The organism is Pseudomonas benzenivorans (assembly GCF_024397895.1).
In the GTDB taxonomy this organism is placed as follows: Bacteria; Pseudomonadota; Gammaproteobacteria; order Pseudomonadales; family Pseudomonadaceae; genus Aquipseudomonas; species Aquipseudomonas benzenivorans_A.
This window is the reverse complement of the sequence record NZ_CP073346.1, coordinates 3,037,953-3,063,520: the sequence shown is the minus strand read 5'-3', so window position 1 is coordinate 3,063,520 and position 25,568 is coordinate 3,037,953. Positions and strand designations below refer to the sequence as shown.

Genomic DNA, 25,568 nt, shown 5'->3' with positions numbered 1-25,568 from the left:
GGCGACCTCTCAATGGTTCAAGGCCGCCGCCGGCAATGGCGACGGCGAATGCAATGGCGGACATGCAAGCAAGAACTGCGCCGCGGTCGGGCCGCGACCCACGGGTCATCTGCAGAACCCCACTTCAGAGCCTCGCGCTTAGCAAGGGCAGCAAGCCCAGGCCGACCAACTGCAGCCTTAGGTCCGGGCTTTGCGCCAGAAAGCCGACGAGCCGGGCCTTATCAGATCCACGCTTCAGCTCAATGCCACAGACTCGCGGCTCGGCAGGCCCGTCCACAGCTCGCTTAGATTGCGAAAACCCCATTCGGCGGGCGACTCGCGGCCGACGATGCGATCCTGCCCATTTAGCTTGCTCAGGTCGATGACTTCCTGGGGAATCGGCAGTTTGCTCTTGGCCGAGAAGAACACCTTGACCTGCGGGGTCAGCAGCGACTTGCCATGCTGCTCCAGCACCACCCCGAGGCGGCCGCTCTGCAGGCGCACCAGCGAGCCGGTGGGGTAGATGCCGACCGTCTTGACGAAGGCCTGGAACACCCGCTCGTCGAAGTGGCCCTTGCTCCACTCGGCCATCTTGTGGATCGACTCCGCGGGCTCCCAGCCGGCCTTGTAGGGGCGATTGGAGGTGATGGCGTCGTACACGTCGCACACCGCGCCCATGCGCGCGAACAGGCTGATCTGCTCGCCGGCCAGGCGATGGGGGTAGCCGGTGCCGTCGATCTTCTCGTGGTGGTGCAGGCAGACATCCAGCACCAGCGCGCTGACCTGCTTGCTGTCGATCAACAGGCGCGCGCCAGCCTCGGGGTGGCCGCGCATGGTGGCGAATTCGCTGTCGGTCAGCTTGCCGGGCTTGTTCAGCACGGCCAGGGGCATGCACATCTTGCCGATGTCGTGAAGCAAACCGGCCATGCCCGCCTCGCGCACCTGCTCCTCGGCCAGGCCGAGCTGGCGGGCCAGGGCGATCATCAGCGCGCAGACCGCCACCGAGTGCATGTAGGTGTATTCATCGGCGTGCTTGAGCCGTGCCAGGCTGATCAGTGCGTTGGGCTGACGCATGATCGAGGCGGAGATCTCGTCGACCATCTCCCCCACCTGACCAACCTCGATCGCCCGGCCCATGCGCGCATCGCCGAACATCTTCATGACCGCCGCCTTGGAGCTGTCGCAGAGCTTGGCCGCTCGCTCGACCTCCTCCTCCAGGGCGCGCTTCTGGACCGTCTCGGCAACCGGAGTGAAGGTCTCGGGCGACTGCACGGGCGCGGCGGCCAGCAACACCGCCTCGGTCTCCACCTCGACCTGTTCGGCCGTCTGGCCGCTGGGCAGATCCAGGCCCTTGCTGGTGTCGATCCACACCTCGCGGATGCCGCTTTCGAGAATACGCTGCAGGTCTTTGCCGCTATTGAGCAGGAACTTGGTCTTCCAGAACGGGTGCTCCATCCATGAGCCGCACAGTTCGTGGATGTACATGCCTGGCAGCAGCTCGTTGACGGAAATACGTTTGAGCACGGCGACAGCCACTGTGGGGTTGGTGGGGACGGGCTAAGCATAAGCCATTCACAGCGCTGGCAGAGTGCAATCGCGCAACTTTCAGCCCTCTCCCGAGGGCCGTGACTTGGAGGTCGGCACAGGCCCTGCTTATCATGGCTGCGCCCCGTCCGCACGACACAAGGAGTAGCCATGCGCCGCCTGCTGACCGCCCTGAGCGTCACCCTGCTGCTGGTGCTCAACACCCTGATCCTGATCGGCCCGCTGCTGCTGATCGCCCTGGGCAAATTCGCCCTGCCCGGGCGGGCGCTCAAGGCCGCCAGTTCGCGTGGGGTGATGTGGGTCGCCGAGACCTGGGCCGAGCTCAACAAACTGATCTTCGCCTGCCTGCTGCCCACCGCCTGGGACATCCGCGGCGGCGGCGAGCTGCGCCGGGACACCTCCTACCTGGTGATCAGCAACCACCAGTCCTGGGTCGACATTCCGGCGCTGGTGCAGGCCTTCAACCGCAAGACGCCCTATTTCAAGTTCTTCCTCAAGCAGCAGCTGATCTGGGTGCCCCTGCTCGGACTGGCCTTCTGGGCCCTCGACTACCCGTTCATGAAGCGCTACTCCAAAGCCCTGTTGGCCAAGCACCCGGAGCTCAAGGGCCAGGACCTGGCCATCACCAAACGCGCCTGCGAGAAGTTCCGCGAGCTGCCGGTGACCGTGGTCAACTACCTGGAGGGCACCCGCTTCACCCCGGTCAAGCACGCCCAGCAACAATCCCCCTACCGCTACCTGCTCAAACCCAAGGCCGGCGGCGTGGCGTTCGTCCTGGCGGCCCTGGGCGAGCAGCTGGACGCGGTGCTGGACGTCACCCTGGTCTACCCGGGCCGGCAGATTCCCGGGTTCTGGGCTCTGATCAGCGGCCAGGTGCCCAGGGTCATCGTGGACATCCGCACGCGCCCCCTCGACCCGGCGCTGTGGCAGGGCGATTACGAGAACGACGGCGAGTTTCGCCAGCAGGTGCAGGACTGGGTGAGCCAGCTGTGGCGCGAGAAGGATGCGCGCATCGCGCAGCTGCGCGACGAGGCCCGGGTCGAGGCAAGAGAACCGGTCGAAGCCCAGGGACTCGCCGGCAAATAGCCCGCTGCGATCGGCAGCCATAAAAAAGGGCGGCCCTGAGGCCGCCCTTTTTCGTGTCGCCCTAGACTCAGGCGGCGCTGAACAGCTTGTGCGGGTCGATGACGAATTTCTTCGGCACGCCGGCATCGAACTCGTGGTAGCCATTCGGTGCCTGGTCCAGGCTGATCACCTGCACACCAACCACTTCGGCGATGTTGATGCGGTCCCACATGATCGCCTGCATCAGCTGGCGGTTGTACTTCATCACCGGGGTCTGACCGGTGTGGAAGCTGTGCGACTTGGCCCAGCCCAGGCCGAAGCGGATGCTCAGGGCACCCTTCTTGGCTGCCGCGTCGACCGCACCCGGATCGTCGGTGACGTACAGACCCGGGATACCGATCTTGCCGGCAACCCGGACCACGCCCATCAGCGAGTTGAGCACGGTGGCCGGAGCCTCGTGCTGCACGCCTTCGTGGCCATGACCGCGGGCCTCGAAGCCTACGGCGTCGATGGCGCAATCCACTTCCGGCTCACCCAGCAGGTTGGCGATCTGCTCGTGCAGCGGGGTGTCCTGGGACAGGTCGGCGATCTCGAAGCCCTGGGCCTTGGCATGCACCAGACGCACCGGGTTGACGTCACCAACGATGACCACGGCGGCGCCGAGCAGGCGAGCCGAGGCAGCGGCAGCCAGGCCAACCGGGCCGGCACCGGCGATGTAGACGGTGCTGCCCGGGCCAACGCCGGCAGTGACGGCGCCGTGGTAACCGGTCGGCAGGATGTCGGACAGGCAGGTCAGGTCACGGATCTTCTCCATGGCCTTGTCGCGATTCGGCAGCTTCAGCAGGTTGAAGTCGGCGTACGGCACCATGGCGTACTCGGCCTGGCCCCCAGTCCAGTCGCCCATGTCGACGTAACCGTAGGCGCCACCCGGGCGGGCCGGGTTGACCGACAGGCAGACGCCGGTGTGCTGTTCCTTGCAGCTGCGGCAACGGCCGCAGGCGACGTTGAACGGCACCGAAACCAGGTCGCCGATCTGCAGGTTCTCGACGTCGCGCCCCTTCTCGATCACCTCGCCGGTGATCTCGTGACCCAGCACCAGGCCGGTCTGTGCGGTGGTACGGCCGCGCACCATGTGCTGGTCGGAGCCACAGATGTTGGTCGAGACCACGCGCAGGATTACGGCGTGATCGATCTTCTTGCCGCGCGGATCCTGCATTTTCGGATAGTCAATTTTCTGTACCTCGACCTTACCTGCGCCGAGATAGACAACACCACGATTACCAGACATTGGTAGTTCTCCTTTGTTGTAATGGATACAAAGGCGCAGCCAGCGGCCGCGCGGCCTTGCATTGGAGCAATGTGCATGTGTTGCGCAATGGACGCCGAACGTGTCGCACTCGGCTGACCCTCCTCCGACCCGGCGCAAGACCGAGTCAAATCTATGCTGCGGTGGGCGGCGGCGAAGCGCACCCGCCCACCTGATGTAGCGCTACGCGTTGAGCACCACCGTGCGGTTGGCGTTGACGAACACCCGCCGCTCGATATGGAAGCCGATGGCCTTGGCCAGGGTCAGGCACTCGATGTCGCGGCCCTTGGCGATCAGGTCTTCGGGGTAGTGGGCATGGTCCACCGCCTCGACGCCCTGGGCGATGATCGGGCCCTCGTCGAGGTCGTTGTTGATGTAGTGGGCGGTGGCCCCGACCATCTTCACGCCCTTCTGGTACGCCTGGTGGTAGGGCTTGGCACCCTTGAAGCCGGGCAGCAACGAGTGGTGGATGTTGATCGCCCAGCCATCCAGCTTGCGGCACAGCTCCGGCGACAGCACCTGCATGTAGCGGGCGAGCACCACCAGTTCGGCACCGGTCTCCTCGATCACCTGCCAGACCTTGCGCTCCTGCGCCGGCTTGTCATTGGGGTCGAGGGGGAAATAGTGGTACGGGATGTCGTGCCAGCGCGCCAACGGCTCCAGATCGGGGTGGTTGGACACCACCGCGACCACGTCCATGGCCAGGTGGCCAATGCGCTGCCGGTACAGCAGGTCATTGAGGCAGTGGTCGGCCTTGGAGACCATCAGCACCACCTTGGCCCGGTAGCCCGGCGGGGTCAGCTCGGTCTGCATGTCGAAGGGCGACAGGCGCTCGTCGAGAATCGCACGGAAGTTGGTCTCGTCGAAACCGGCCGGGGCGCGGAACTCGACGCGAATGAAGAAGCGTGCGGACAACCGGTCATCGAACGAATGGTGCTCGGTGACATAGCACTGCTGCTCGTAGAGCAGGCGCGTCACCGCATCCACGGTACCGAGCACGCTCGGGCAGTGGGCGGTGAGAATCCAGGTGTCGGGGGCGCGGCTCATAGTGATCCTTCCCTTCAAATGACCCACGAGGACGGCCGCAGCCGCCCCGCAGGAAAGCTAGACCCGGCTCAGGCCTTGATCGCCAGGCCGTACTCGGCGCTGGCATCCTGCAGCCACAGCCAGATGTAGTCGGCGAAGCTGCGGCGCACCAGCAGCTCCCAGGTGTCTTCGCCGGTGTGGCGGATCACCAGCTGGGACTTGGCGAAGACGGTGCCCACGGCCTTGCCCACCGGGAAGTTGCTCGGGTGCACGTCGTAGGACGTCGACTTCATCAGCAGCTCGCGGACCTTGGGCCCGCTCAGCTCGACGATGGTCTGGCCGCCGCTGACGTTGACGATGGCGAAGTGCTGACCTTCAAGGGCCGCACGCAGCTTCTGCTCGGTGGCGAACTCTTCGCCGCTCGGCACGATCAGCAGCCACTCGTCCGGGGACAGCCATTGCAGCGAGGTCTCGCCGCTGGCAACCAGGGTCAGGGCCACCGGCAGTTCCAGGCCCAGGGCCTTGTGCACGGCGCCGGAGAAGTTGCTGTCGCTGGCGTCGCCGCGCAGGATCAGGTGGCCGAGCAGTTTCTTCTCGCGCAGGGTCACCCCCGCGCCGCTCTTGCCCTTGCGTGCCGCCTCGTCGAGACCGGCGTGGAACAGCGGGGATTCGGCCTGGCCGGCATCGGGACGCTGCTTGTAGACGTTGATCGCGGTCATGTTGTTAACCTGTCGCTAATGTCTGTTGACCTGGAGGAGCCGGCGCGCCGGCTCCTCGGGTTGGGTGCAGAGGGCTCAGATGTTCTGACGATCGCCTTTCGGGTCGTAGAACACCGGGCTGCAGATCTCCGCTTCGATCACGCTGCCATCGACCAGCGGCGCGTAGACTTTCTCGCCCATGCGCTTGAGGCCGCCCTTGACCAGGGCCATGGCGAAGGAGTAGCCCAACGCCGCGCTCATGTAGCTGGAGGTCACGTGACCGACCATGGTCATCGGGATCGACTGCTTCGGATCGAACACCAGCTGCGCGCCTTCCGGCAGCACCTTGTTCGGGTCGACCGGCTTGAGGCCGACCAGCTGCTTGCGGTCTTCACGCAGGCAGTCCTCGCGGTTCATGCCGCGCCAGCCGATCCAGGAGAACGGCTTGTTGCGACCGACGCACCAGCCCATGCCCAGGTCGTCCGGGGTGACCGAGCCATCGGTGTCCTGACCGACGATGATGAAGCCCTTCTCGGCCCGCAGCACGTGCATGGTCTCGGTGCCGTAGGGGGTCAGGTCGTACTTCTTGCCCGCCTCGGCGATCTTCTCCAGCACACCCATGGCGTAGTCGGCCTGGATGTTGACTTCGTAGCTCAGCTCACCGGTGAAGGAGATGCGGAACACACGGGCCGGTACGCCGCCGACGTTGCCTTCCTTCCAGGTCATGAACGGGAAGCCGTCCTTGTCCAGGTCGATGTCGGTGACCTCGGCCAGCAGCTTGCGGCTGTTGGGGCCGGACAGGGTCAGGGTGGCCCAGTGATCGGTGACCGAGGTGAAGTACACCTTCAGCTCCGGCCATTCGGTCTGGTGGTAGATTTCCAGCCACTCCATGATGCGCGCCGCGCCGCCGGTGGTGGTGGTCATCAGGAAGTGGTTGTCGGCCAGGCAGGCGGTGACACCGTCGTCGGTGACCATGCCGTCTTCCTTGCACATCAGGCCGTAGCGGGCCTTGCCCACGTCCAGCTTGGTCCAGGCGTTGCTGTAGATGCGGTTGAGGAACTCGCGCGCATCCGGGCCCTGGATGTCGATCTTGCCCAGGGTCGAGGCATCGAGCAGACCGACCGAGTTGCGCACGGCCAGGCACTCGCGAGCCACGGCGGCGTGCAGGTCTTCACCGTTCTTCGGGAAGTACCACGGACGCTTCCACTGGCCGACGTCTTCGAACTCGGCGCCGTGCTTCAGGTGCCAGGCGTGCAACGCGGTGTAACGCTTGGCGTCGAACAGCTCGCCACAGTTGCGCCCGGCCAGGGCGCCGAAGGTCACCGGGGTGTAGTTCGGGCGGAACATGGTGGTGCCCATCTCGGGGATGCTCACCCCCAGCGAACGGGCGGCGATGGCCAGACCGTTGATGTTGCCCAGCTTGCCCTGGTCGGTGCCGAAGCCCAGCGCGGTGTAGCGCTTGACGTGCTCGACCGACTCGAAGCCCTCGCGGGTGGCCAGTTCGATGCCGGCCGCGGTGACGTCGTTCTGCAGGTCGACGAACTGCTTCGGCGCCCGTGCGGTGGATTTGTCGTGGGGCACCTGGAACAGCGCGACAGCCGCTTCCTCGGTGCGCTTTTCGACCTTCGGCAGGCTGCCGGTGACGGCCTTGAAGCCGGTTTCGGCGGCCGCCGAGGCGCCTGCCTCGAAACCATCGGCCAGGGCGTCGCCGAGGGCGAACACACCGTTGACCGCGCCAGCGCACAGGCGCTTCTGGAAGCCCTCACCCGGGACGAACGCGAGGATGTCTTCGCGCCACACCGGACGACCGCCCAGGTGCGAAGCCAGGTGCACCACCGGGCTGTAGCCGCCGGAGCTGACGATCAGGTCGCAGTCGAGCATCTCGCCCGGGCTGGTGACCTTGTGCTTGTTCAGGTCGATGGCGCAGATGCGCGCACCGGAAACCCGCTTGCTGCCACGGGCTTCGACCACGGCGCTGCCGGTGAGCACGCGCACGCCACGCTTGCGCGCTTCCTCGACCCAGGTGCCGCGCGGGTTGCTGCGCGCATCGGCGACTGCGACCACCTGCTGGCCGGCGTCCAGCCAGTCCAGGACCACGCGGTAGGCGTAGTCGTTGTTGGTCGACAGCACCAGCTTGCGGCCCGGCGCGACGCCGTAGCGGCGCACATAGGTGGAGACCGCGTCGGCCAGCATGTTGCCGGGCACGTCGTTGTTGGCATAGACCTGCGGACGCTCGTGGGCGCCGGTGGCCAGGACCACGCGCTTGGCACGCACGCGGTGCATGCGCTGACGCACCTGGCCCATCGGCGCGACTTCACCGAGGTGGTCGGTCAGGCGCTGGTGGATGGTGAGGAAGTTGTGGTCGTGGTAGCCGTTGACCGTGGAGCGCGGCAACAGGGTCACTTCCGGCATCTTCTCCAGCTCGGCGAGGACAGTCGCGGCCCACTCGGCGGCAGGCTTGCCGTCGAGGGTCTCGCGGGTGGACAGCAGGCTGCCACCGAATTCTTCCTGCTCGTCGGCGAGGATCACCCGGGCGCCGCTGCGGCCGGCGGCCAGTGCCGCGGCCAGGCCGGCAGGGCCGGAGCCGACCACCAGCACGTCGCAGTGCTGGTTCATGTAGTCGTAGCTGTCCGGATCGTTCTCACGCGGCGCACGGCCCAGGCCGGCTGCCTTGCGGATGTACTTCTCGTAGGTCAGCCAGAGGTTCTGCGGGTACATGAAGGTCTTGTAGTAGAACCCCGGCGGCATCATCTTGCCGCCGACCTTGCCGAGGATACCCATGAGGTCGGTGTTGACGTTCGGCCAGCCGTTCACGCTGCTGGCGACCAGGCCGCTGTACAGGGCCTGCTGGGTGGCGCGCACGTTGGGGATCTGCGCCGCTTCGGTGGAACCGATCTGCAGCACGGCGTTCGGCTCTTCGGCGCCGGCGGCGACGATGCCGCGCGGACGCGAGTACTTGAAGCTGCGGCCGACGACGTCGATGCCGTTGGCCAGCAGTGCGGCGGCCAGGGTGTCGCCGGCAAAGCCCTGGTAGGTCTCGCCGTTGAACTTGAAGCTCAGGGGCTGGCTGCGATCGATGCGCCCGCCCTGGGAAAGACGATTGACCTGGCTCATGCGGTTACTCCTTGGCCGGCAGTCTTCTTCGCGGCAACGCTGGCCTCAGTCACGCTGGGACGCTCGCCGATCTTGTAGGTTTCGAGGATTTCGTAGCTCACCGTGTGCCGGGTGACGTTGAAGAAATGGCGGCAGCCGGCGGCGTGAACCCACAGCTCGTGGTGGATGCCACGGGGGTTGTCACGGAAGAACAGGTAATCGCCCCACTCCTCGTCGGTGCAGGCGTTCGGGTCCAGCGGGCGCGCGATGTGCGCCTGGCCTTTGGCGTGAAACTCTTCTTCGGAGCGCAGCTCGCCGCAGTGAGGGCAGAAGATATGCAACATGATCGGTACCTCCAGAAAACCTTCCTCCCTCTCCCGTCGGGAGAGGGGGCCAATATCAGTGTGCGACCCCGGCCGCGCCGTGTTCGTCGATCAGGGCGCCGCTGTAGAAGCGGTCCATGGAGAACGGCTTGGCCAGCGGGTGCATCTCGCCCTTGGCCAGGCTCGCGGCGAACACGTGGCCGGAGCCCGGAGTCGCCTTGAAGCCGCCGGTCCCCCAACCGCAGTTGAAGAACAGGTTCTTCACCGGGGTCTTGCTGATGATCGGACAGGCATCCGGGCAGGTGTCGACGATGCCGCCCCACTGGCGGTTCATGCGCACCCGCGAGAGCACCGGGAACATCTCGACGATGGCCTGCAGGGTGTGTTCGATGGTCGGGTAGGAACCGCGCTGACCGTAGCCGTTGTAGCCGTCGATGCCGGCGCCGATGACCAGGTCGCCCTTGTCCGACTGGCTGATGTAGCCGTGTACGGCGTTGGACATGATCACCGTGTCGATGATCGGCTTGATCGGCTCGGACACCAGCGCCTGCAGCGGGTGGGATTCGAGCGGCAGGCGGAAGCCGGCCTGCTTGGCCATGTGCCCGGAGTTACCGGCGGTGACCACGCCGACGCGCTTGCCACCGATGAAACCGCGAGTGGTCTCGACGCCGATGCAGGCACCGTTTTCCTTGCGGAAACCGATCACTTCGGTCTGCTGGATCAGGTCCACGCCCAGGGCGTCGGCGGCACGGGCATAGCCCCAGGCCACGGCATCGTGACGGGCCACGCCGCCGCGGCGCTGCAGGGAGGCGCCGAGGATCGGATAGCGGGTGTTCTTCGAGCAGTCCAGGTAGGGGATCATGTCCGCGACCTGCTGGGTGTTGAGTACTTCGCCGTCGACGCCGTTGAGGCGGTTGGCGCTGACCCGGCGCTCGATGTCGCGCATGTCCTGCAGGGTGTGGCCCAGGTTGAACACGCCGCGCTGGGAGAACATGACGTTGTAGTTGATGTCCTGGGACAGGCCTTCCCACAGCTTCATGGCGTGCTCGTAGAGCTGCGCCGACTCGTCCCACAGGTAGTTGGAACGCACGATGGTGGTGTTGCGCGCGGTGTTGCCGCCGCCCAGATAGCCTTTTTCAATGACCGCGACGTTCTTCACGCCGAACTCTTTGGCCAGGTAGTAGGCAGTCGCCAGACCGTGGCCGCCACCGCCGACGATGATCACGTCGTAAACCGGCTTGGGCGTGGGGTTGCGCCACATGCGCTGCCAGTTCTCGTGGTGGCTGAAGGAATGCTTGAGCAGGCCGAAGCCGGAATAACGTTGCATGGGTATGCTCCTGAAATCTGTTCCCCCCAAGCCTCGCAAGAGGCGTTGGGGGGTGAGGGAAACCGGGGGGACTCTGGCGTACCTAAAATCCGCCGCTTCCCTCATCCGCCCTGCGGGCACTGCTCCCGGAGGGAAAAGGAAAACTCAGCGATAGACCGGGTAGTCCGCGCACAGGCCAGCGGCCAGCTTGGCCACCTGGGCCTCGACGTCGGCGTCGCCGAGGTGATCGAGGATGTCGCAGATCCAGCCGGCCAGGGCGACGCACTGGGCTTCCTTGAAGCCGCGACTGGTCACCGCCGGGGTGCCGATGCGCAGGCCCGAAGTGACGAACGGCGACTGCGGGTCGTTCGGTACGGAGTTCTTGTTCACGGTGATGCCGGCACGGCCGAGGGCGGCGTCGGCGTCCTTACCGGTCAGGCCCTGCTTGATCAGGCTGAGCAGGAACAGGTGGTTGTCGGTGCCGCCGGAGACCACGTCGAAACCGCGGTCGATGAACACCTGGGCCATGGCCTGGGCGTTCTTGATCACCTGGGCCTGGTATTCCTTGAAGCCAGGCTCCAGCGCTTCCTTGAAGCACACGGCCTTGGCGGCGATCACGTGCATCAGCGGGCCGCCCTGGGCGCCGGGGAATACCGCGGCGTTGAGCTTCTTCTCGATTTCCGGGTTGGCCTTGGCCAGGATCAGACCGCCACGGGGACCGCGCAGGGTCTTGTGGGTGGTGGTGGTGACCACGTCGGCGTAGGGCAGCGGGTTCGGGTACAGACCGGCGGCGACCAGGCCGGCGACGTGGGCCATGTCGACGAACAGCAGGGCCCCGACCTTGTCGGCGATGGCGCGGAAACGCGGGAAGTCCAGGGTCTTGGAGTAGGCGCTGAAGCCGGCGACGATCATCTTCGGCTTGTGCTCGACGGCCAGACGCTCGACTTCGTCGTAATCGATCAGGCCGGTGGCGGTGTCCAGGCCGTACTGCACGGCGTTGTACAGCTTGCCGGAGGAGCTGACCTTGGAACCGTGGGTCAGGTGGCCGCCGTGGGCCAGGCTCATGCCCAGGATGGTATCGCCGGCCTGCAGCAGGGCCAGGTAGACGGCGCTGTTGGCCGAGGAGCCGGAGTGCGGCTGGACGTTGGCGAAATCGGCGCCGAACAGCTGCTTGGCGCGGTCGATGGCCAGCTGCTCGACCACGTCGACGTGCTCGCAACCACCGTAGTAACGCTTGCCCGGGTAGCCTTCGGCGTACTTGTTGGTCAGGCCGCTGCCCTGGGCCTGCATGACGCGCTTGCTGGTGTAGTTTTCCGAGGCGATCAGCTCGATGTGGTGCTCCTGACGCGCTTCTTCGGCGTCCATCGCCGCCAGCAGTTCGTCGTCGTAGCCTTGGATTTGATCTTGTTTGCTGAACATCGCTGATCTCCTGCGGCGCCACGCTGTAGCGCATCGGTGTGGAATCGGGAGGGGGGAACCCCTGTGGAGCGGATGGTATGACTCACCCCGAACCCCCAGATGCCTATGCACGCCACAGGGGATTGCGTTTGCGACATGCACCTGTCGGTCTTGCGCATGCACCGCGCTAGGGGCGTTCGGAGCGGAAAACTGCGACACCCCGTCGCAGGCCCTAACCCAGGCCTTCACGCAGCGCGGCCAGGGCCAGGAAGTGGCCGGGATAGAAACCATAGGCCCACCTGCCCACCGGCGCCACCGGCCAGCGACCGGGGGCGCGCAACAGGCCAATTCCGACCAGCGGTGCCAGGGCGCAACTGAAAACGACCGCCAGGGCGAAGCCATCGCCTTCCAGGGCATCGGCGTACAGCGGCGCCCAGTAGTTGGCCAACAGGCACAACAACACCGGCCAGGGCCAGGCGCGCCGCGGCTGATCCAGCGCCCGGGCGAACGCCGCCGGCAACAGCACCCCCGCTGCGCCGAACATCAGCCAGGGGTGCGCCAGCAGCGCCAGCGACAGCGCCCCCGGAGCCAGCCAGCGCTGGTCGTTTCGGGGCCGCTCCAGGGCCTGGGCGAGCAACAGGCCCAGGGCCAGGGTCGGCAGGATATTCAGCACCTGGGGCGCCGGCACCAGCAGTCGGTAGGGCCACTCGGACAGCAGGGCGAAGCCCAGCAGCCACCCCAGGTAGCGCAGCGGCAGCGGCTGGCCAGGTGCTTGCCGGCGCAGGTTGGCGGCGATAACCAGACAGAACAGCGGGAAAGCCAGGCGCCCCGGCACGTACAGCCAGTACAGCGATGGCCAGACGTAGCGCAGGTGGTCCAGCAGCATGCTCAGCAGCGCCAGCCACTTGAGCAGGTCGAGAGCCGTGTCCCGAGGGATGGTGGACGGCAGCGGCATGGGCAGCGTTCGCGCGACGGGTCTGGCACGACCTTAGCTCATCTGCGCCGCGCGTGCCGCCGCCCCCCGCCCCCGAAAACCCGGCGCCCGCTGCCGCTCCGCCCCGTGACGGAGGTACAGTAGCGGCATCCGCCGGCCCCCTCGCCCCGGCGCCTCGACAAGAAGGAACTGCAATGTCCGATTCAGCCCAACAGTTCGCCAGCGACAACTACTCCGGCATCTGCCCCGAAGCCTGGGCCGCCATGGCCGAGGCCAACCACGGCCACGACCGCGCCTATGGCGACGACCAGTGGACCGCCCGCGCCGCCGATCACTTCCGCCAGCTGTTCGAAACCGACTGCGAGGTGTTCTTCGCCTTCAACGGCACCGCGGCCAACTCCCTGGCCCTGGCGGCGCTGTGCCAGAGCTATCACAGCGTGATCTGCTCGGAGACCGCCCACGTCGAGACGGACGAGTGCGGCGCCCCGGAATTCTTCTCCAACGGTTCCAAGCTGCTGCTGGCCAGGACCGAGAACGGCAAGCTGACCCCGGCCGCGATTCGCGACATCGCCCTCAAACGCCAGGACATCCACTACCCCAAGCCCAGGGTGGTCAGCCTGACCCAGGCCACCGAGGTCGGCACCGCCTACCGCCCCGAGGAGATCCGTGCGATCAGCGAGACCTGTCGCGAGCTGGGCCTCAAGCTGCACATGGACGGCGCGCGCTTCTCCAATGCCTGCGCCTTCCTCGACCGCTCGCCGGCCGAGCTGACCTGGAAATCCGGGGTCGATGTGCTGTGCTTCGGCGGCACCAAGAACGGCATGGCCGTGGGCGAGGCGATCCTGTTCTTCAACAAGGCGCTGGCCGAAGACTTCGACTACCGCTGCAAGCAGGCCGGCCAACTGGCCTCGAAGATGCGCTACCTGTCGGCGCCCTGGGTCGGCCTGCTGCAGAGCGGCGCCTGGATGCACTACGCCAATCATGCCAACCGCTGCGCACGCCTGCTCGCCGAGCTGGTCAGCGACGTGCCGGGCGTCAGCCTGATGTTCCCGGTGGAGGCCAACGGGGTGTTCCTGCAGATCTCCGAGGCGGCCCTGGAAACCCTGCGCGGCCAGGGCTGGCGCTTCTACACCTTCATCGGCGCCGGCGGCGCGCGCTTCATGTGTTCCTGGGACACCGACGAGCAGCGGGTTCGTCAGCTGGCCGCGGATATCCGCAGCGCCATGGCCGCCTGAAACCGGTCACGCCAGAAGCGGTGCATGGGCCTGTGGACAAGGTTGTTCACCGCGGGTCCATGGCCTAGCGCCACCAGCCCGGGCCGGCACTGCGCAGAAAACGCTCGGCACCGCGCCCGCGGGGCCAGCCCCCCCCGTTGGCGACCGCTAACCTTGACAGGCCAGCGCCCGCGGCCTAGACCAAAGCAAGCACGACCGTGCGCACCGGCTGGCATCGCGACACCGATCCGGCCCGACGCGGCTCGCCATCACCCCTGACATCACGCCTGCGCGCCACTCGCCAGCTGGCGGGCCTCCCCTCGAGTGGTGCACGTGAGCGAAGGAGGGACAATCGCCATGAACGACTCCATCGACCTGCATCGCCGCCACCTGCTGCTCGGCAGCGCCGGTGCCCTGGCCTCCGCCGGCCTGCTCAGCGTCACCCCGCATGCCTGGGCGGCGCAGACACCGCTGCCGGACTACGTCAACTGGAAGACGCCCGGGGCCCTGATCGTGCACAGCGACAAGACCCTGGAAACCCGCCGCGAGGCCCAGGGCACTGGCCTGGTGACCTCCAATGAGCGGCTGTTCATCCGCAACAACCTGCCGACGCCCGACCCGGCCATCGTCGCCGACCCCGATGCCTGGAGCGTCACCTTCCAGGGCGTGAAGAACCCCCGCAGCATGACCCTGGGCGAGCTCAAGCAGCTCGGCGTGGAAACCGTCGCCAGCGTGCTGCAATGCTCGGGCAATGGCCGCGCCTTCTTCCCCCACGGGGCCAGCGGCACCCAATGGTCGGTGGGCGCCGCTGGCTGCGTGTTGTGGACCGGCGTGCCGATGCGCCTGGTGATCGAGGCCCTGGGCGGCATTGCCGATGGCAGCCGCTACATGACCAGCAACGGCGGCGAAGCGCTGCCCGATGGCCTGGACCCCAAGAGCCTGGTGGTCGAGCGCTCGGTGCCGCTGCGCGCCGTGGAACAGGCCCTGCTGGCCTGGGAGCTGAACGGCGAGCCGCTGCCCCTGGCCCATGGCGGCCCGCTGCGCATGGTGCTGCCGGGGTTCTACGGGGTGAACAACGTCAAGTACGTCAAGCAGGTGGCCTTCAGCCCCGAGCAGAGCGACGCGAAGATCCAGGTCTCCGGCTATCGCATCCGTCCGATCGGCCAGTCAGGCGCGCCGGATCAGCCGTCGATGTGGGAAATGAACGTGAAGTCGTGGATCACCCGGCCACTGCAACAGGTCAAGGCGGGACGGGTGATGATCCAGGGCGTGGCCTTCGGCGGCGCCAAGCCGCTGCTGCGCGTGGAGGTGTCGACCAACGGCGGCGATCACTGGCACATGGCGCGCTTCATCGGCCCGGACCTGGGCCTGCACGCCTGGCGGCCCTTCCTGTTCGTCGCCGACCTGGCCCCTGGAAGCTACAACCTGGCCAGTCGCGCGATCGACTTCGAGGGCGACATGCAGCCCCGCGAGCGGGTGGAGAACGAACGGGGCTACGGCAACAACGCCTGGCTCGACCATGCTGTCGCCGTCCAGGTGGTGTAGCCGCGCCGTCCGGCGCCTGGTCCTGGCCGGACTCCTCGGGGCGCCGGCGGCGCTCGCCCAGGAAGCCGCGCCGGACGAGGCCCGCCTCCTGTTCCAGCAGCAGGCCCAGCCGCCCTGCGCGCTCTGCCACAGCCTGCGGGCGGCGGCGGCCAGCGGCAACATCGGCCCCGACCTGGACCAGCTAATGCCGAGCGCCGAACAGGTTGAAGCGGCGTTGCGCGGCGGCCTCGGCGTGATGCCCAGTTACGCCGATTCCCTCGACGACGAGCAGATCGCCCTGCTGGCGCACTACGTGTCGCAGGTCGCCGGAAAATGAGCCTGGAAGCGACCTGATTGCGCGCGCCACCAACGAACGGGGCACTTACCCACGACACCAGTGGATCAAGCTGTGGATAAGCTGTACAGCAACGACTGAATGGCAGACGCCCCGCGCGCCCCCGCCATCCGCTCACTTTATGAGCAATTTCATGCACTTATAACAATGCTTACGCACAGATACTGTGTAATGATGCGTTGGCAAGCTGTGGACAGATAGCTGCAGGCACCGTTTATCCGGGGCTCCAGCAGGTTGCTCACTTTCTGCCCAGGCGTACGCGAGCGGCCTGCAAGGTCGTGGCCTGCGACCTGCCGCACGTGACGCCTGCGCCCCCCCAGGGCCTTTTCCACAATGGCGGTGGATCAAGTTGTGGGCAAGCTGTACAGCACGGCTCGCGGCCCTCCAGGCACTAGGGCCGGCGCCGTTCGAACACTTTTTCGCCGCAGTCGCAGTGCTTTGCGACGACTTAGGCACAGAAACTGTGCGCGGCGCTGTGGATAAGCTGTAGACCGCCGCCCCGACGCCAGTCACCGCGCGCTCTGCAGCAGGCTGTTCAGCCTTTAGCCAACCCCACAGTCGGCGCCTCGTCGCGCCGGGCGCAGCCGGCGAACCCTTGCCGCACCGGGACCTTACCCACAGAGCCGGTGGATCGATCTGTGCACAAGCTGTCCAGACGCTGTACAGAAGTCGCCGTGACCCAGGCCGTCCGCGGCCTCCCGCTACATGTTCAGTTTCTGTTCACTTTCAATCACTTACAGAGCACGAACCAGAGCCGACCGAAGCCCCGGGGGCGTCCGCCTATACTTTCAAGGTACGCCCGCGCAACCGGTGACGACCTGCCTCCCCAGGACACCCGAAGATGAAAGTCCACACCGAGCTCTATCCACAGGCGCTGGAGCGCCTGCAACGGCTGATCGATGAGGCCGCCGCCCGCGGCGTGGAAGAGCCGCACACCGCCGCCCTCGCCACCGCCGACCGCCAGGCCCGGCCGTCGGTGCGCACGGTCTACATAGTCGCGGTGGACGAGGCCGGCCTGCTGTTCTTCGCCAACCGCGAGAGCGGCAAGGGTCAGCAGCTGCGCGACAACCCCCAGGCGGCGCTGTGCTTCTACTGGCCGGTGTTGCAGGAGCAGGTGCAGGTCGAGGGCAGCGCGGTGGCCCAGGACGACGACCTTTCCGACCAGTACTGGCGCAAGTGCTCGCGGATGATCCAGCTGGGCGCCTGGGCCTCGGACCAGGGCCAACCGGCAAAGGGAAAGCCCAGGGTGCACCAGCAGGCGCGGCAGCTGGAACAGGCGGCCGGCTTCGAGGCGATACCGCGACCGGCCAGCTGGTGCGCCTTTCGCGTGCTTCCCGAGCGCATCGAGTTCTGGCCCACCGGCTGGCAGCGCTTGCGCGAGCGCCTGCGCTACCAGAAGGAGGCCAACGGCCAGTGGGTCCGCGCCGTCCTCAACCCCTGAGATCGGCACCCACGCGGCGCCGGCCAAGCGCCGCCCTGCCTATACTGCTCAAATCAGGCGCGGGAGGAACTCATGGCGAACTATCCGGTAGAGGCCATTCGAACGGTTGCGCTCATCGGCCACGCCGACAGCGGCAAGACCAGTCTGGTCGAGGCCCTGCTGCAGCGCAGCGGCACCATCGCCAACATGGGCACCCTGGAGCGCGGCGACACGGTCTGCGACTTCGACCCGCTGGAGCGCGAGTACCGTCATTCCCTGGCCTCGGCCCTGGCCCACTGCAGCTACCAGGATGTCGAGATCAACCTGATCGACACGCCTGGCTATCCCGATTTCATCGGCCAGGCCATCGCCGCCCTGGCCGCCGTCGACACCGCCCTGGTGGTGGTCAACGCACAGAGCGGTATCGAGCTGAACACCCGCAGGATGATGGCCCTGGCCGGCGAGCGGGGCCTGTGCCGCATGCTGGTGGTGAACAAGATCGATGCCGAGCGGGTCGACCTGCCGATCCTGCTCGACGAACTGCGCGAGGCCTTCGGCAAGGAAGTGCTGCCGCTCAACCTGCCGGCAGACGGCGCCAGCCGGGTGGTCGACTGCTTCTTCAACCCCGATGGCGAGGCCGACTTCTCCTCGGTGGCCGAGGCCCACCAGGCGTTGATCGACCAGGTGGTCGAGGTCGACGAGACGCTGATGGCGCGCTACCTGGAGCAAGGCGAGATCAGCCCCGAGGAGCTGCACGCACCGTTCGAGCAGGCCCTGCGCGAGGGCCACCTGATTCCCCTGTGTTTCGTCTCCTCGCGCAGCGGCGCCGGGGTCGAGGCCCTGCTGGACATCCTCGTGCGCCTGGCCCCCAACCCCACCGAAGGCAATCCGCCGCTGTTCCTCAAGGGCGAAGGCGAAGCCGCCAAGCCCTTTTGCGCGAAGCCCGATCCGCAGCGCCACGTGCTGGCCCACGTATTCAAGGTGGTGATGGACCCCTTCGTCGGCAAGCTCGGGATCTTCCGCGTGCACCAGGGCACGATCCAGCGCGATATGCAGCTGTACATCGGCGAGGCCAAGAAACCCTTCAAGGTCGGCCACCTGCTGCGCCTGCAGGGCAAGCGCTACGACGAGGTGACCCAACTGGTGCCCGGCGATTTCGGCGCGGTGAGCAAGGTCGACGAGCTGGAGTACGATGCGGTGCTGCACGACTCTCACGACGAGGACAGCATCCACCTCAAGCCGCTGGACTTTCCCGCGCCCATGCAGGGCCTGGCCATCGAGGCCAAGCGCCGCGGCGACGAACAGCGCATCGCCGAGGTGCTGCACCGCCTGCTGGCCGAAGACCCCTGCGTCAAGCTCGACTACCACCCCACCACCCAGGAAACGGTGCTGCGCGGCATGGGTGAGCTGCACCTGCGCTACCTGCTCGACCGCCTGGCCAGCAGCTACAAGGTCGAGGTGCAGACCCAGCCGCCGCGCGTACCCTACCGCGAGACCATCACCCGCGCGGCCGAGGGCCACAGCCGGCACAAGAAGCAGACCGGCGGCGCCGGGCAGTTCGGCGAGGTGTTTCTGCGCGTCGAGCCACTGGCCCGCGGCGCCGGTTTCGAGTTCGTCGACGCGGTGAAAGGCGGGGTGATTCCCTCGCAGTTCATTCCCTCGGTGGAAAAAGGCGTGCGTTCGGTGCTGGAGGCCGGCCCGCTGGCCGGCTACCCGGTCGACGACCTCAGAGTCACGGTCTACGACGGCAAGAGCCACGCCGTCGACTCCAAGGACATCGCCTTCCAGGCCGCCGGGCGCAAGGCCATGCTCGACGCCCTGCGGGCGGCCCGCTGCATCGCCCTGGAGCCCGTCGCCAGCATCGAGATCACCACCCCGGAGGCCAAGCTCGGCGACATCACCACCGACCTGGTCGGCCGCCGCGGCCAGGTGCTCGGCAGCGAGGCCCTGGCCCAGGGCCTGGCGCTGGTTCGCGGCCAGGTGCCGCTGGCCGAACTGGACGGCTACGGCGGCCGGCTCAAATCGATCACCGCCGGCCAGGGCGCCTACAGCCTGGAGCTGAGCCACTACAGCCAGGTGCCCCAGGAGGTCCAGCAGCGCCTGGCGGCCGGCTACAAGGCCGAGCAGGAGGACGACTGAGCCCTGCCCCGGCGCCATTCGGGCGGGGCGCACCGACGAGGAACGGCCCAGGCGATGAATGACCTTGCCTTGAACAGGTTGGCTACAGGCCAGCCGGTCGGTATCTGCCGACCTATCCCCAGATCGCCGGGACGACTCTGTGGATAAACTGTGCAGACGGGCGCCTAGCCCAGACGCCGCGCGGCCTCCCGTCAAGTGATTACTTTTTGAACTATTTCAACACGTTAGCCTAAGTGACTTAGGCACAGAATCTGTGGGCCGGGCTGTGGACAAGCTGTGTCGGAAGGCGCGCAGGCCGCCAGGAATGGGCGCTGACGGTGGCTGTACGCTTTCTGCTCATCGTCAGCCAGCGGGCCTTTCTGCTGCCGCCCTCACTCGGTCAGGTGCCAGCGGTGCAGGACCCGATGAATCAGCGGGCTGAGGAGGATGCCCACCGCCAGCAGGAACAGGGTATCGGCAAACAACCCATAGAAAGCGGAAAACCAGGCCAGCGCCGCGCCCCCGCCCTCGGCGACCGGCCCCAACCCACCGAGAATCGACAGCGCGCTGAGACAGGCGACCTCCAGCGGCAGGCCGGCGAGCAGGTAGAAACCGGCGATACCGGGCAGTAACGCCAGCACCAGGACCGAGCTGGCGTAGAGGAAGAATCGCAGCAGGCGCAGGGCGAATACCCTGCCCTGGGCCAACTCCTGGTCGAACTTCTCGAAACGCGCCATGCCGTGCCCTCCGTTGCACCTGTGTCACGTGGCCTTCGCCCAGCCGCGGCGGAGGCCGCGGCAAGCCCCGCCAGCGATTGTCGCAAAGGCCCTAGCGCCGGGCCAGTGCGGCTCGGCACCAGTCTTGGGTCAGGTCCCGGCTGGCGCCACTGAACGGTCGCCGCTTACCAGCTGCCGGTGTTGGCCATCGATGCCCAGGGCTCGGCCGGCGGCAGCGGATCGCCGGCCTGCAGCAGCTCGATGGAGATGTTGTCCGGCGAGCGCACGAAGGCCATGTAGCCGTCGCGCGGCGGGCGGTTGATGGTCACGCCCTGGTCCATCAGGTGCTGGCACAGGGCGTAGATGTCGTCCACCCGGTAGGCCAGGTGGCCGAAGTTGCGCCCGCCGCCATACTCCTCAGTATCCCAGTTGTAGGTCAGCTCCAGCTCGGCGCTCGGGTCGCCCGGGGCCGCCAGGTAGACCAGGGTGAACCGCCCCTGCTCGGACTCGCGCTGGCGCACCCGTTGCAGGCCCAGGCCGTCGCAGTAGAAACGCAGGGACGCCTCGAGGTCGGTGACGCGCACCATGGTGTGCAGGTATTTCATCTTAAGCTCCATAAATGATCAGCGGCGCACGCCACCAGTCAAGGCGACGGTCTTGTGCGAGGGTTCGCCGATGTGTGCAGACGGCCATTCTCGCCGAACTGCAGGCTGTCCGGCCAACTCAGGCGCGGGTCACGCGCCAGCGCTGCGGGCGTGACGCATCACAACCGCTTGAGCAGGGCCTCGGCGGCCGCCTCCGAGGAGGCCGGGTTCTGCCCGGTAATCAACAGACCGTCCTCGACCACATAACTCTCCCAGTCCGCGCCCCGCGAGTAGTCGCCGCCCTGCTGCTTGAGCATGTCCTCGAGCAGGAACGGCACCACTTCGGTCAACTCCACCGCTTCCTCTTCGCTGTTGCTGAAGCCCGTGACCCGACGCCCGCTGATCAGCGGTTTGCCGTCACCACCCTTGGTGTGCCGGAACACCGCAGGCGCATGGCAGACCGCGGCCACCGGCTTGCCGGCGCCGTGGAACCGCTCGATCAGGCCGATCGAGGTGGCGTCTTCGGCCAGGTCCCAGAGCGGGCCGTGGCCACCCGGGTAGAACACCGCGTCGAAGTCCTCGGCCTTGACGCTGCCGAGCACCCGGGTATTAGCCAATGCCTGCTGCGCGGCCTCGTCCTGCTTGAAGCGCTCGGTTGCCGGTGTCTGCGCGTCGGAAGTGTTGCTGTTCGGGTCCAGGGGCGGCTGACCGCCCTTGGGCGAGGCCAGGGTGATCGCGGCGCCCGCGTCCTTGAACACGTAGTAAGGCGCGGCGAATTCTTCCAGCCAGAAGCCGGTCTTGTGGCCGGTGTCGCCAAGCTGGTCGTGGGAGGTCAGGATCATCAGAATCTTCATGGGCATCTCCGCTGGAGGGCAAAACGCAGTCGCGCGCATGAGCGCTCGACGCGACGAAAGACCTGCAGCTTAAGGACAGGGATATGATTCGATAATTCAAAAGGTTTTATTTCTGGTATCGAAAATATGAATATCGTCAACAAGGATCTCAACCTGCTGCTGGTCTTTCATGTGGTCTACCAGGAGGGCAATGCCACGCTGGCCGCCGCCCGCATGGCCCTCAGCCAGCCGGCGCTCAGCCACAAGCTGAACAAGTTGCGCCATGAATTCGGCGACCCGCTGTTCGTGCGCGCCCCGCGCGGGCTCACGCCGACTCCCAGGGCCCACGAGCTGGCGCCGTGGGTCCAGCGCCTGGTTGGCGGGCTGGAGGCCTTCTATGACCATTGCGAAGGCCGCGACTTCCTCAGCCGCGCCGAGCACATTCACCTGTACACCACCGACTACATCGAACAGACCCTGCTACCAACACTGTTGCCGCACCTGCGTGCCCAGGCACCGGAACTGGTGCTGGTGACCCACAACACCCGCGGCCTGCTGCCGCGCGATGAGCTGGAGAAAGGCACCTGCGATATCGCCATCGCCGGCTTCTTCGCCAACCTGCCGGACACCTTCAAGCAGCAGCGCCTGCTCAGTGAGGACTTCGTGGTGTTGGCCTCGCGGCAGAACCGCCACATCGGCTCGAGCCTGACCCTGGACGCCTTCCTCCGCTGCGAGCACCTGCTGACCACCCTGACCGGCGACCTCAATGGCCTGGTCGACCGCGCCCTGGAAGCCCGCGGCCTGCAGCGCCGAATCGCCGCCGGCCTGTCCAGCTTCATCGCCCCCAGCCGCCTGATCCGCTGCACCGACATGCTGCTGACCTGCCTGCGCTCGATCGCCGAAGAGGCGGCTCGCCTGGACCCGGACCTGGTGATCCATCCCCTGCCCCTCGAGGTACCCCGGATCGAGGTGATGCAGATCTGGCATGCGCGCACGGACGCCGACCGCCTGCGCAGCTGGTTGCGCCAGCAGATCCAGCAGGTTGCCGCAGTCCTCGATCGACGCTGAGCGGAACGGCCCGGCTATCCCAGTTTCTGGTGGATGGCGCTGTGGATAAGCTGTGCAGATGTGGCGCCAGCCCCGGCGCCCAGAGGCCTCCCGGCGAAAGGCTATTTTTCGTGCAATTTCAACTAGATAACCTATTACTTAGGCACAGTATCTGTGGGCAGGGCTGTGGATAAACTGTGCCCATGGCGCGCTACGCCAGGTACGGCGCAGGTTGCCAGCCCTTGTACGTTTATCGCTCAGCGGCGGGCTGCGCCCATCGGGTCAGCCGATCCGTTCATAGCGACTCTGCACCAGGCCATTGGCAAAGGTTTGGGTGGCCATGTGGCGCCAGCGGATGTCGTGCAACAGCGCGCCGAACAGCGGAATGCCGCTACCGATGAGGATCGGTACCCGGGTGATGATCAACTGCTGTATCAGCCCGGCGCGCAGGAAGCCCTGGATAGTCTGCCCACCATCGATATACAGGTGCTTGGCGCCTCGCTGCGCCAGGCGCTCGATCAATTCCACGGGCGGACAGGCCATGACCTCGACAGTGGCAGCCAGCACCGCGGGGACCTCCAGGGTGCGGCGACTGAGCACCACCACCGGGGTGTCGCCATAGGGCCAGTCGCCGAAGGTCAGCACCTACTGGTAGGTACAGCGGCCCATCACCAGTATGTCGACGCTATCCATGAACGCCGCGTAGCCGTAGTCCTCGCCGCCCTCCTCGGCGCCCTCGGCCGGCAGCCAGTCGAGCGCGCCGTCGGTGCGGGCGATGAAGCCGTCGAGACTGGTGGCGATATAAACGGATGTTTTCAACCCTGCCTCCTCGTACCCCGCCATGCCGGCGCGCGGGCCAGGGGATAGCCCGTGGCGACCGCGCCCCCGCCGGGTACCTGCCCCTAATCTAGCAGCGCGCGAGCGCGCCGCTGCGGCGAGCCGCCCAAGGGTCGACCGAGACCGGACAAAGAAAAGCCGCGCCCGGGGGCGCGGCTCGCGGAGCGCCTCAGGCCACCTTGCGGGCCTGGGTGGAGACGTTGTTGTAGTACTCGATCAGGCCAAAGGTCTGCCCCGCGGCCAGGGCCGTCTGCACCTGGGCGGAGGACATGCCGTACTCCAGCTGCGCGTCGTTGACCTGCAGGTCGAGCTGCAGCGAACCGGCCTGGGCGTAGGCGGCATTCCACTCATCGATGGCGTCGTTCAGGTCGGCGAGCACCGCATTGAAATTGCTGCCGCTGGCGTCTGCCAGGGCGCTGCGAATATCGCTGACCGCCATGCCGACCTCGCTTTCCAGGGTTTGCCACTCGGCGAGAATCGCCTGCAGGCTGGTCTGGACCGCTTCACTCTGGCTGGCCAGGTCGGCGAAGTTGCCGGCCAGCACATGCAGGGTGGCGACGTCGGCGGTAATCCCGGTGATCTGCCCGAGCTTGGCCTGGATACTCGCCTGGTCGGCCTTGATCTTCTCGGCATCGAGGGCGATGTAGGTGGTGGCCACCGCCACTATCGGGCCGAGCACGAACCAGGTCAGGGCGCCTGCCGGCCAGAGCGCGATGGTCGCCGCCACCCCGAGGGTGAGGGCCACGCCGTCGGCGATGCCGAGTGCGACTATGGCGGCAGTGAGACTCTTGATGTCGGCCTTGAGCGCGGCGATATCGCTGTTGAGCTGGTCGATCTGCGCCTGATCGGCGCTGGCGTCCTGGGTCGACCTGTCGGCGATGGTCTGCAGCTGGGCGGCCATGTCCGGCAAGCTGTCCCGACTCTGCTGCAGGGCGGCGACGGCCCCGGCGATAAAGCTGGTGACCAGGGCCAGCTGGCTGGTCAGGGCGTTCAGATCCTGGTTGAGCATGGCCAGCGCGGTCGGATTGGACGGCTGCGCGATCAGGGTCTGCGCCTGGACCTTGGCGTCCTGCAGCACCTGGCTGATGATGGCGTTGTAGCCGAGCACCTCCTGGGGCACATCGAGCAACCTGGCCATCACCGAGTTGACCCAGTTCAGGGCCTCGCCGTTGGCCTGTTCGTAGGCACTGATGAATTCGTTCCAGTCGGGCGGATTCTGGTTGAGGGTGGGCAGGCAGGAGGTCAGCACGCTGGTCATCAGCGTGTTGACCTCCACCACGTTCTGTTTGTAGCTGGTCTGGGCCTGGGCCAGGGAACTGGCGTTGGCACCAATGGCGCGGGCGAGCGAGAGCATGGTGCGGTCCTCCTTGAGGGTGTTGCGGGTGTGTTCCTTCAACAGGGCTCAAGGGTAGATCAGTGACCGGGCCGCAAAAGACCGATTGGCGTTAACCCCCCTACCGGCAAATAGCCGTGGTCCATATAGGCCGCCCGCGGCTCCTCAGCTCGCCAGGCCTTCGGCCTTCAGCGCCGCCTGCACCGCCGGTCGCGCGGCGACGCGCTTGAGGAAATCCCGCAGTTCCACGCAGGCCGACAGGTCCAGGCCCAGATGCGGGGCCCAGCCGGCAATCACGAACAGGTAGGCATCGGCGGCCGTGAATCCGGTGCCGGTCAGGTAAGGCCGATCCTTGAGCTGTTGCGAGACCCAGCCGAACTTCTGCGTCACCGCGCCGGCGAACTGGTCGCGCGCCTCGGCGACCAGCTCAGGGTTGAACAGCGCCCCGGCGGTCTTGTGCAGCTCGGAGGTGATGTAGTTCTGCCACTCCATGACGCGGTAGCGCGGCATGCTGCCGGCCTCCGGCATCAGGTCGATGCGCCCGGCCAGGTCGCACAGGTACTGGTTGATCACCGGCCCTTCGGTCAGCAGGGTGCCGTCGTCCAGTTCCAGCGTGGGCACCGAGCCCTTGGGGTTGATCCGGTAGTAGTCACCGCCCTGCTCGGTCTCATGGTTAGCCAGGTCGACCCGTTCGAGCACGAAGGGCAGGCCGGTCTCCTGCAGGATGATATGCACGGCGAGCGAACAGGCTCCCGGGTAGTAGTAGAGTTTCATGGCGCACGCTCCTGAGTGGCGGTGGCGAGGCGAACAGCGCGACGGCGCATGATCGTCTTGGGCGGCGAAGTCAGACGGGCGGAAACTGCCGGCCGCGCACGACCGGCAGGCCGTCACCGACAAGCATAGTGCTTCTGGCT

At 66.6% G+C, this 25,568-nt stretch carries 23 protein-coding genes; 7 read left to right on the top strand and 16 right to left on the bottom strand.

Annotated features, from left to right (window positions below; translation table 11 throughout):
• Window positions 1–234 precede the first annotated feature (234 nt).
• Complete coding sequence (locus KDW96_RS14200) at window positions 235–1,503, bottom strand: cyclic di-GMP phosphodiesterase (protein ID WP_255836905.1); 1,269 nt, start codon at window positions 1,501–1,503, stop codon at window positions 235–237.
• 171 nt (window positions 1,504–1,674) lie between these two features.
• Between KDW96_RS14200 and yihG the strand changes: the two genes are divergently transcribed.
• Window positions 1,675–2,610, top strand: coding sequence for a 1-acylglycerol-3-phosphate O-acyltransferase, YihG family (gene yihG / locus KDW96_RS14195; RefSeq protein ID WP_255836904.1), 936 nt, complete (start codon window positions 1,675–1,677; stop codon window positions 2,608–2,610).
• A 67-nt stretch (window positions 2,611–2,677) separates the two neighbouring features.
• On the opposite strand, the gene fdhA is transcribed toward yihG, so the two are convergent.
• From fdhA to KDW96_RS14155, 8 genes are all read right to left on the bottom strand, one after another.
• Window positions 2,678–3,877, bottom strand: coding sequence for a formaldehyde dehydrogenase, glutathione-independent (gene fdhA, locus KDW96_RS14190; protein ID WP_255836903.1), 1,200 nt, complete (start codon window positions 3,875–3,877; stop codon window positions 2,678–2,680).
• A 201-nt stretch (window positions 3,878–4,078) separates the two neighbouring features.
• Entirely contained in the window at window positions 4,079–4,942 is an 864-nt protein-coding gene (gene purU / locus KDW96_RS14185; RefSeq protein ID WP_255836902.1) for a formyltetrahydrofolate deformylase, read from the bottom strand.
• A gap of 68 nt (window positions 4,943–5,010) precedes the next feature.
• Window positions 5,011–5,640: a sarcosine oxidase subunit gamma gene (locus tag KDW96_RS14180; RefSeq protein ID WP_255836901.1), complete on the bottom strand. Its 630-nt coding sequence runs from the start codon at window positions 5,638–5,640 to the stop codon at window positions 5,011–5,013.
• Between the two features lie 75 nt (window positions 5,641–5,715).
• The gene (locus KDW96_RS14175; RefSeq protein ID WP_255836900.1) at window positions 5,716–8,733 is read right to left on the bottom strand and encodes a sarcosine oxidase subunit alpha; all 3,018 of its coding nucleotides are present in this window, start codon (window positions 8,731–8,733) and stop codon (window positions 5,716–5,718) included.
• Window positions 8,730–9,056 (bottom strand): sarcosine oxidase subunit delta, encoded by a 327-nt coding sequence (locus KDW96_RS14170; protein ID WP_255836899.1) that lies wholly within the window; start codon window positions 9,054–9,056, stop codon window positions 8,730–8,732. The genes KDW96_RS14175 and KDW96_RS14170 overlap by 4 nt, the downstream gene beginning before the upstream one ends.
• A 55-nt stretch (window positions 9,057–9,111) precedes the next feature.
• Window positions 9,112–10,362 carry a sarcosine oxidase subunit beta family protein gene (locus tag KDW96_RS14165; protein ID WP_255836898.1) on the bottom strand — a complete coding sequence of 417 codons (1,251 nt, stop codon included), beginning with the start codon at window positions 10,360–10,362 and terminating at the stop codon, window positions 9,112–9,114.
• A 144-nt stretch (window positions 10,363–10,506) separates the two neighbouring features.
• Window positions 10,507–11,760 carry a serine hydroxymethyltransferase gene (gene glyA / locus KDW96_RS14160; RefSeq protein WP_255836897.1) on the bottom strand — a complete coding sequence of 418 codons (1,254 nt, stop codon included), beginning with the start codon at window positions 11,758–11,760 and terminating at the stop codon, window positions 10,507–10,509.
• A gap of 211 nt (window positions 11,761–11,971) precedes the next feature.
• Complete coding sequence (locus KDW96_RS14155; protein ID WP_255836896.1) at window positions 11,972–12,694, bottom strand: TraX family protein; 723 nt, start codon at window positions 12,692–12,694, stop codon at window positions 11,972–11,974.
• Window positions 12,695–12,867: 173 nt separating this feature from the next.
• On the opposite strand from KDW96_RS14155, the gene KDW96_RS14150 reads away from it, so the two are divergent.
• The 5 genes from KDW96_RS14150 (at window position 12,868) to fusA (ending at window position 19,325) form a co-directional block, all read left to right on the top strand.
• Window positions 12,868–13,908 (top strand): threonine aldolase family protein, encoded by a 1,041-nt coding sequence (locus KDW96_RS14150; RefSeq protein ID WP_255836895.1) that lies wholly within the window; start codon window positions 12,868–12,870, stop codon window positions 13,906–13,908.
• 336 nt (window positions 13,909–14,244) lie between these two features.
• Window positions 14,245–15,432 carry a SorT family sulfite dehydrogenase catalytic subunit gene (gene sorT / locus KDW96_RS14145; RefSeq protein ID WP_255836894.1) on the top strand — a complete coding sequence of 396 codons (1,188 nt, stop codon included), beginning with the start codon at window positions 14,245–14,247 and terminating at the stop codon, window positions 15,430–15,432.
• Window positions 15,407–15,748 (top strand): SorU family sulfite dehydrogenase c-type cytochrome subunit, encoded by a 342-nt coding sequence (gene sorU / locus KDW96_RS14140; RefSeq protein ID WP_255836893.1) that lies wholly within the window; start codon window positions 15,407–15,409, stop codon window positions 15,746–15,748. Before sorT ends, sorU begins: the two co-directional genes overlap by 26 nt.
• An 859-nt stretch (window positions 15,749–16,607) precedes the next feature.
• Entirely contained in the window at window positions 16,608–17,207 is a 600-nt protein-coding gene (locus tag KDW96_RS14135; RefSeq protein ID WP_255836892.1) for a pyridoxine/pyridoxamine 5'-phosphate oxidase, read from the top strand.
• A gap of 72 nt (window positions 17,208–17,279) precedes the next feature.
• A complete protein-coding gene (fusA, locus tag KDW96_RS14130) occupies window positions 17,280–19,325 on the top strand; it encodes an elongation factor G (protein WP_255836891.1) in 2,046 nt (681 codons plus the stop codon).
• 371 nt (window positions 19,326–19,696) lie between these two features.
• On the opposite strand, the gene KDW96_RS14125 is transcribed toward fusA, so the two are convergent.
• The 3 genes from KDW96_RS14125 to KDW96_RS14115 form a co-directional block, all read right to left on the bottom strand.
• Window positions 19,697–20,041, bottom strand: a complete 345-nt coding sequence (locus tag KDW96_RS14125; RefSeq protein ID WP_255836890.1) for a hypothetical protein — start codon at window positions 20,039–20,041, stop codon at window positions 19,697–19,699.
• A 164-nt stretch (window positions 20,042–20,205) separates the two neighbouring features.
• Complete coding sequence (locus tag KDW96_RS14120; protein WP_255836889.1) at window positions 20,206–20,625, bottom strand: VOC family protein; 420 nt, start codon at window positions 20,623–20,625, stop codon at window positions 20,206–20,208.
• 158 nt (window positions 20,626–20,783) lie between these two features.
• A complete protein-coding gene (locus KDW96_RS14115; RefSeq protein WP_255836888.1) occupies window positions 20,784–21,458 on the bottom strand; it encodes a type 1 glutamine amidotransferase domain-containing protein in 675 nt (224 codons plus the stop codon).
• Window positions 21,459–21,584: 126 nt separating this feature from the next.
• On the opposite strand from KDW96_RS14115, the gene KDW96_RS14110 reads away from it, so the two are divergent.
• A complete protein-coding gene (locus KDW96_RS14110) occupies window positions 21,585–22,505 on the top strand; it encodes a LysR family transcriptional regulator (RefSeq protein WP_255836887.1) in 921 nt (306 codons plus the stop codon).
• A 261-nt stretch (window positions 22,506–22,766) separates the two neighbouring features.
• Here the strand turns inward: KDW96_RS14110 and KDW96_RS22275 are convergent, their stop codons facing one another.
• The 4 genes from KDW96_RS22275 to gstA form a co-directional block, all read right to left on the bottom strand.
• A complete protein-coding gene (locus tag KDW96_RS22275; RefSeq protein WP_370295078.1) occupies window positions 22,767–23,129 on the bottom strand; it encodes a dihydrofolate reductase family protein in 363 nt (120 codons plus the stop codon).
• Window positions 23,130–23,303, bottom strand: coding sequence for a dihydrofolate reductase family protein (locus tag KDW96_RS22270; RefSeq protein ID WP_370295076.1), 174 nt, complete (start codon window positions 23,301–23,303; stop codon window positions 23,130–23,132).
• A 187-nt stretch (window positions 23,304–23,490) separates the two neighbouring features.
• A complete protein-coding gene (locus KDW96_RS14100; RefSeq protein WP_255836886.1) occupies window positions 23,491–24,717 on the bottom strand; it encodes a hypothetical protein in 1,227 nt (408 codons plus the stop codon).
• 102 nt (window positions 24,718–24,819) lie between these two features.
• Window positions 24,820–25,428 carry a glutathione transferase GstA gene (gene gstA, locus KDW96_RS14095; RefSeq protein ID WP_255836885.1) on the bottom strand — a complete coding sequence of 203 codons (609 nt, stop codon included), beginning with the start codon at window positions 25,426–25,428 and terminating at the stop codon, window positions 24,820–24,822.
• Window positions 25,429–25,568: the final 140 nt, after the last annotated feature.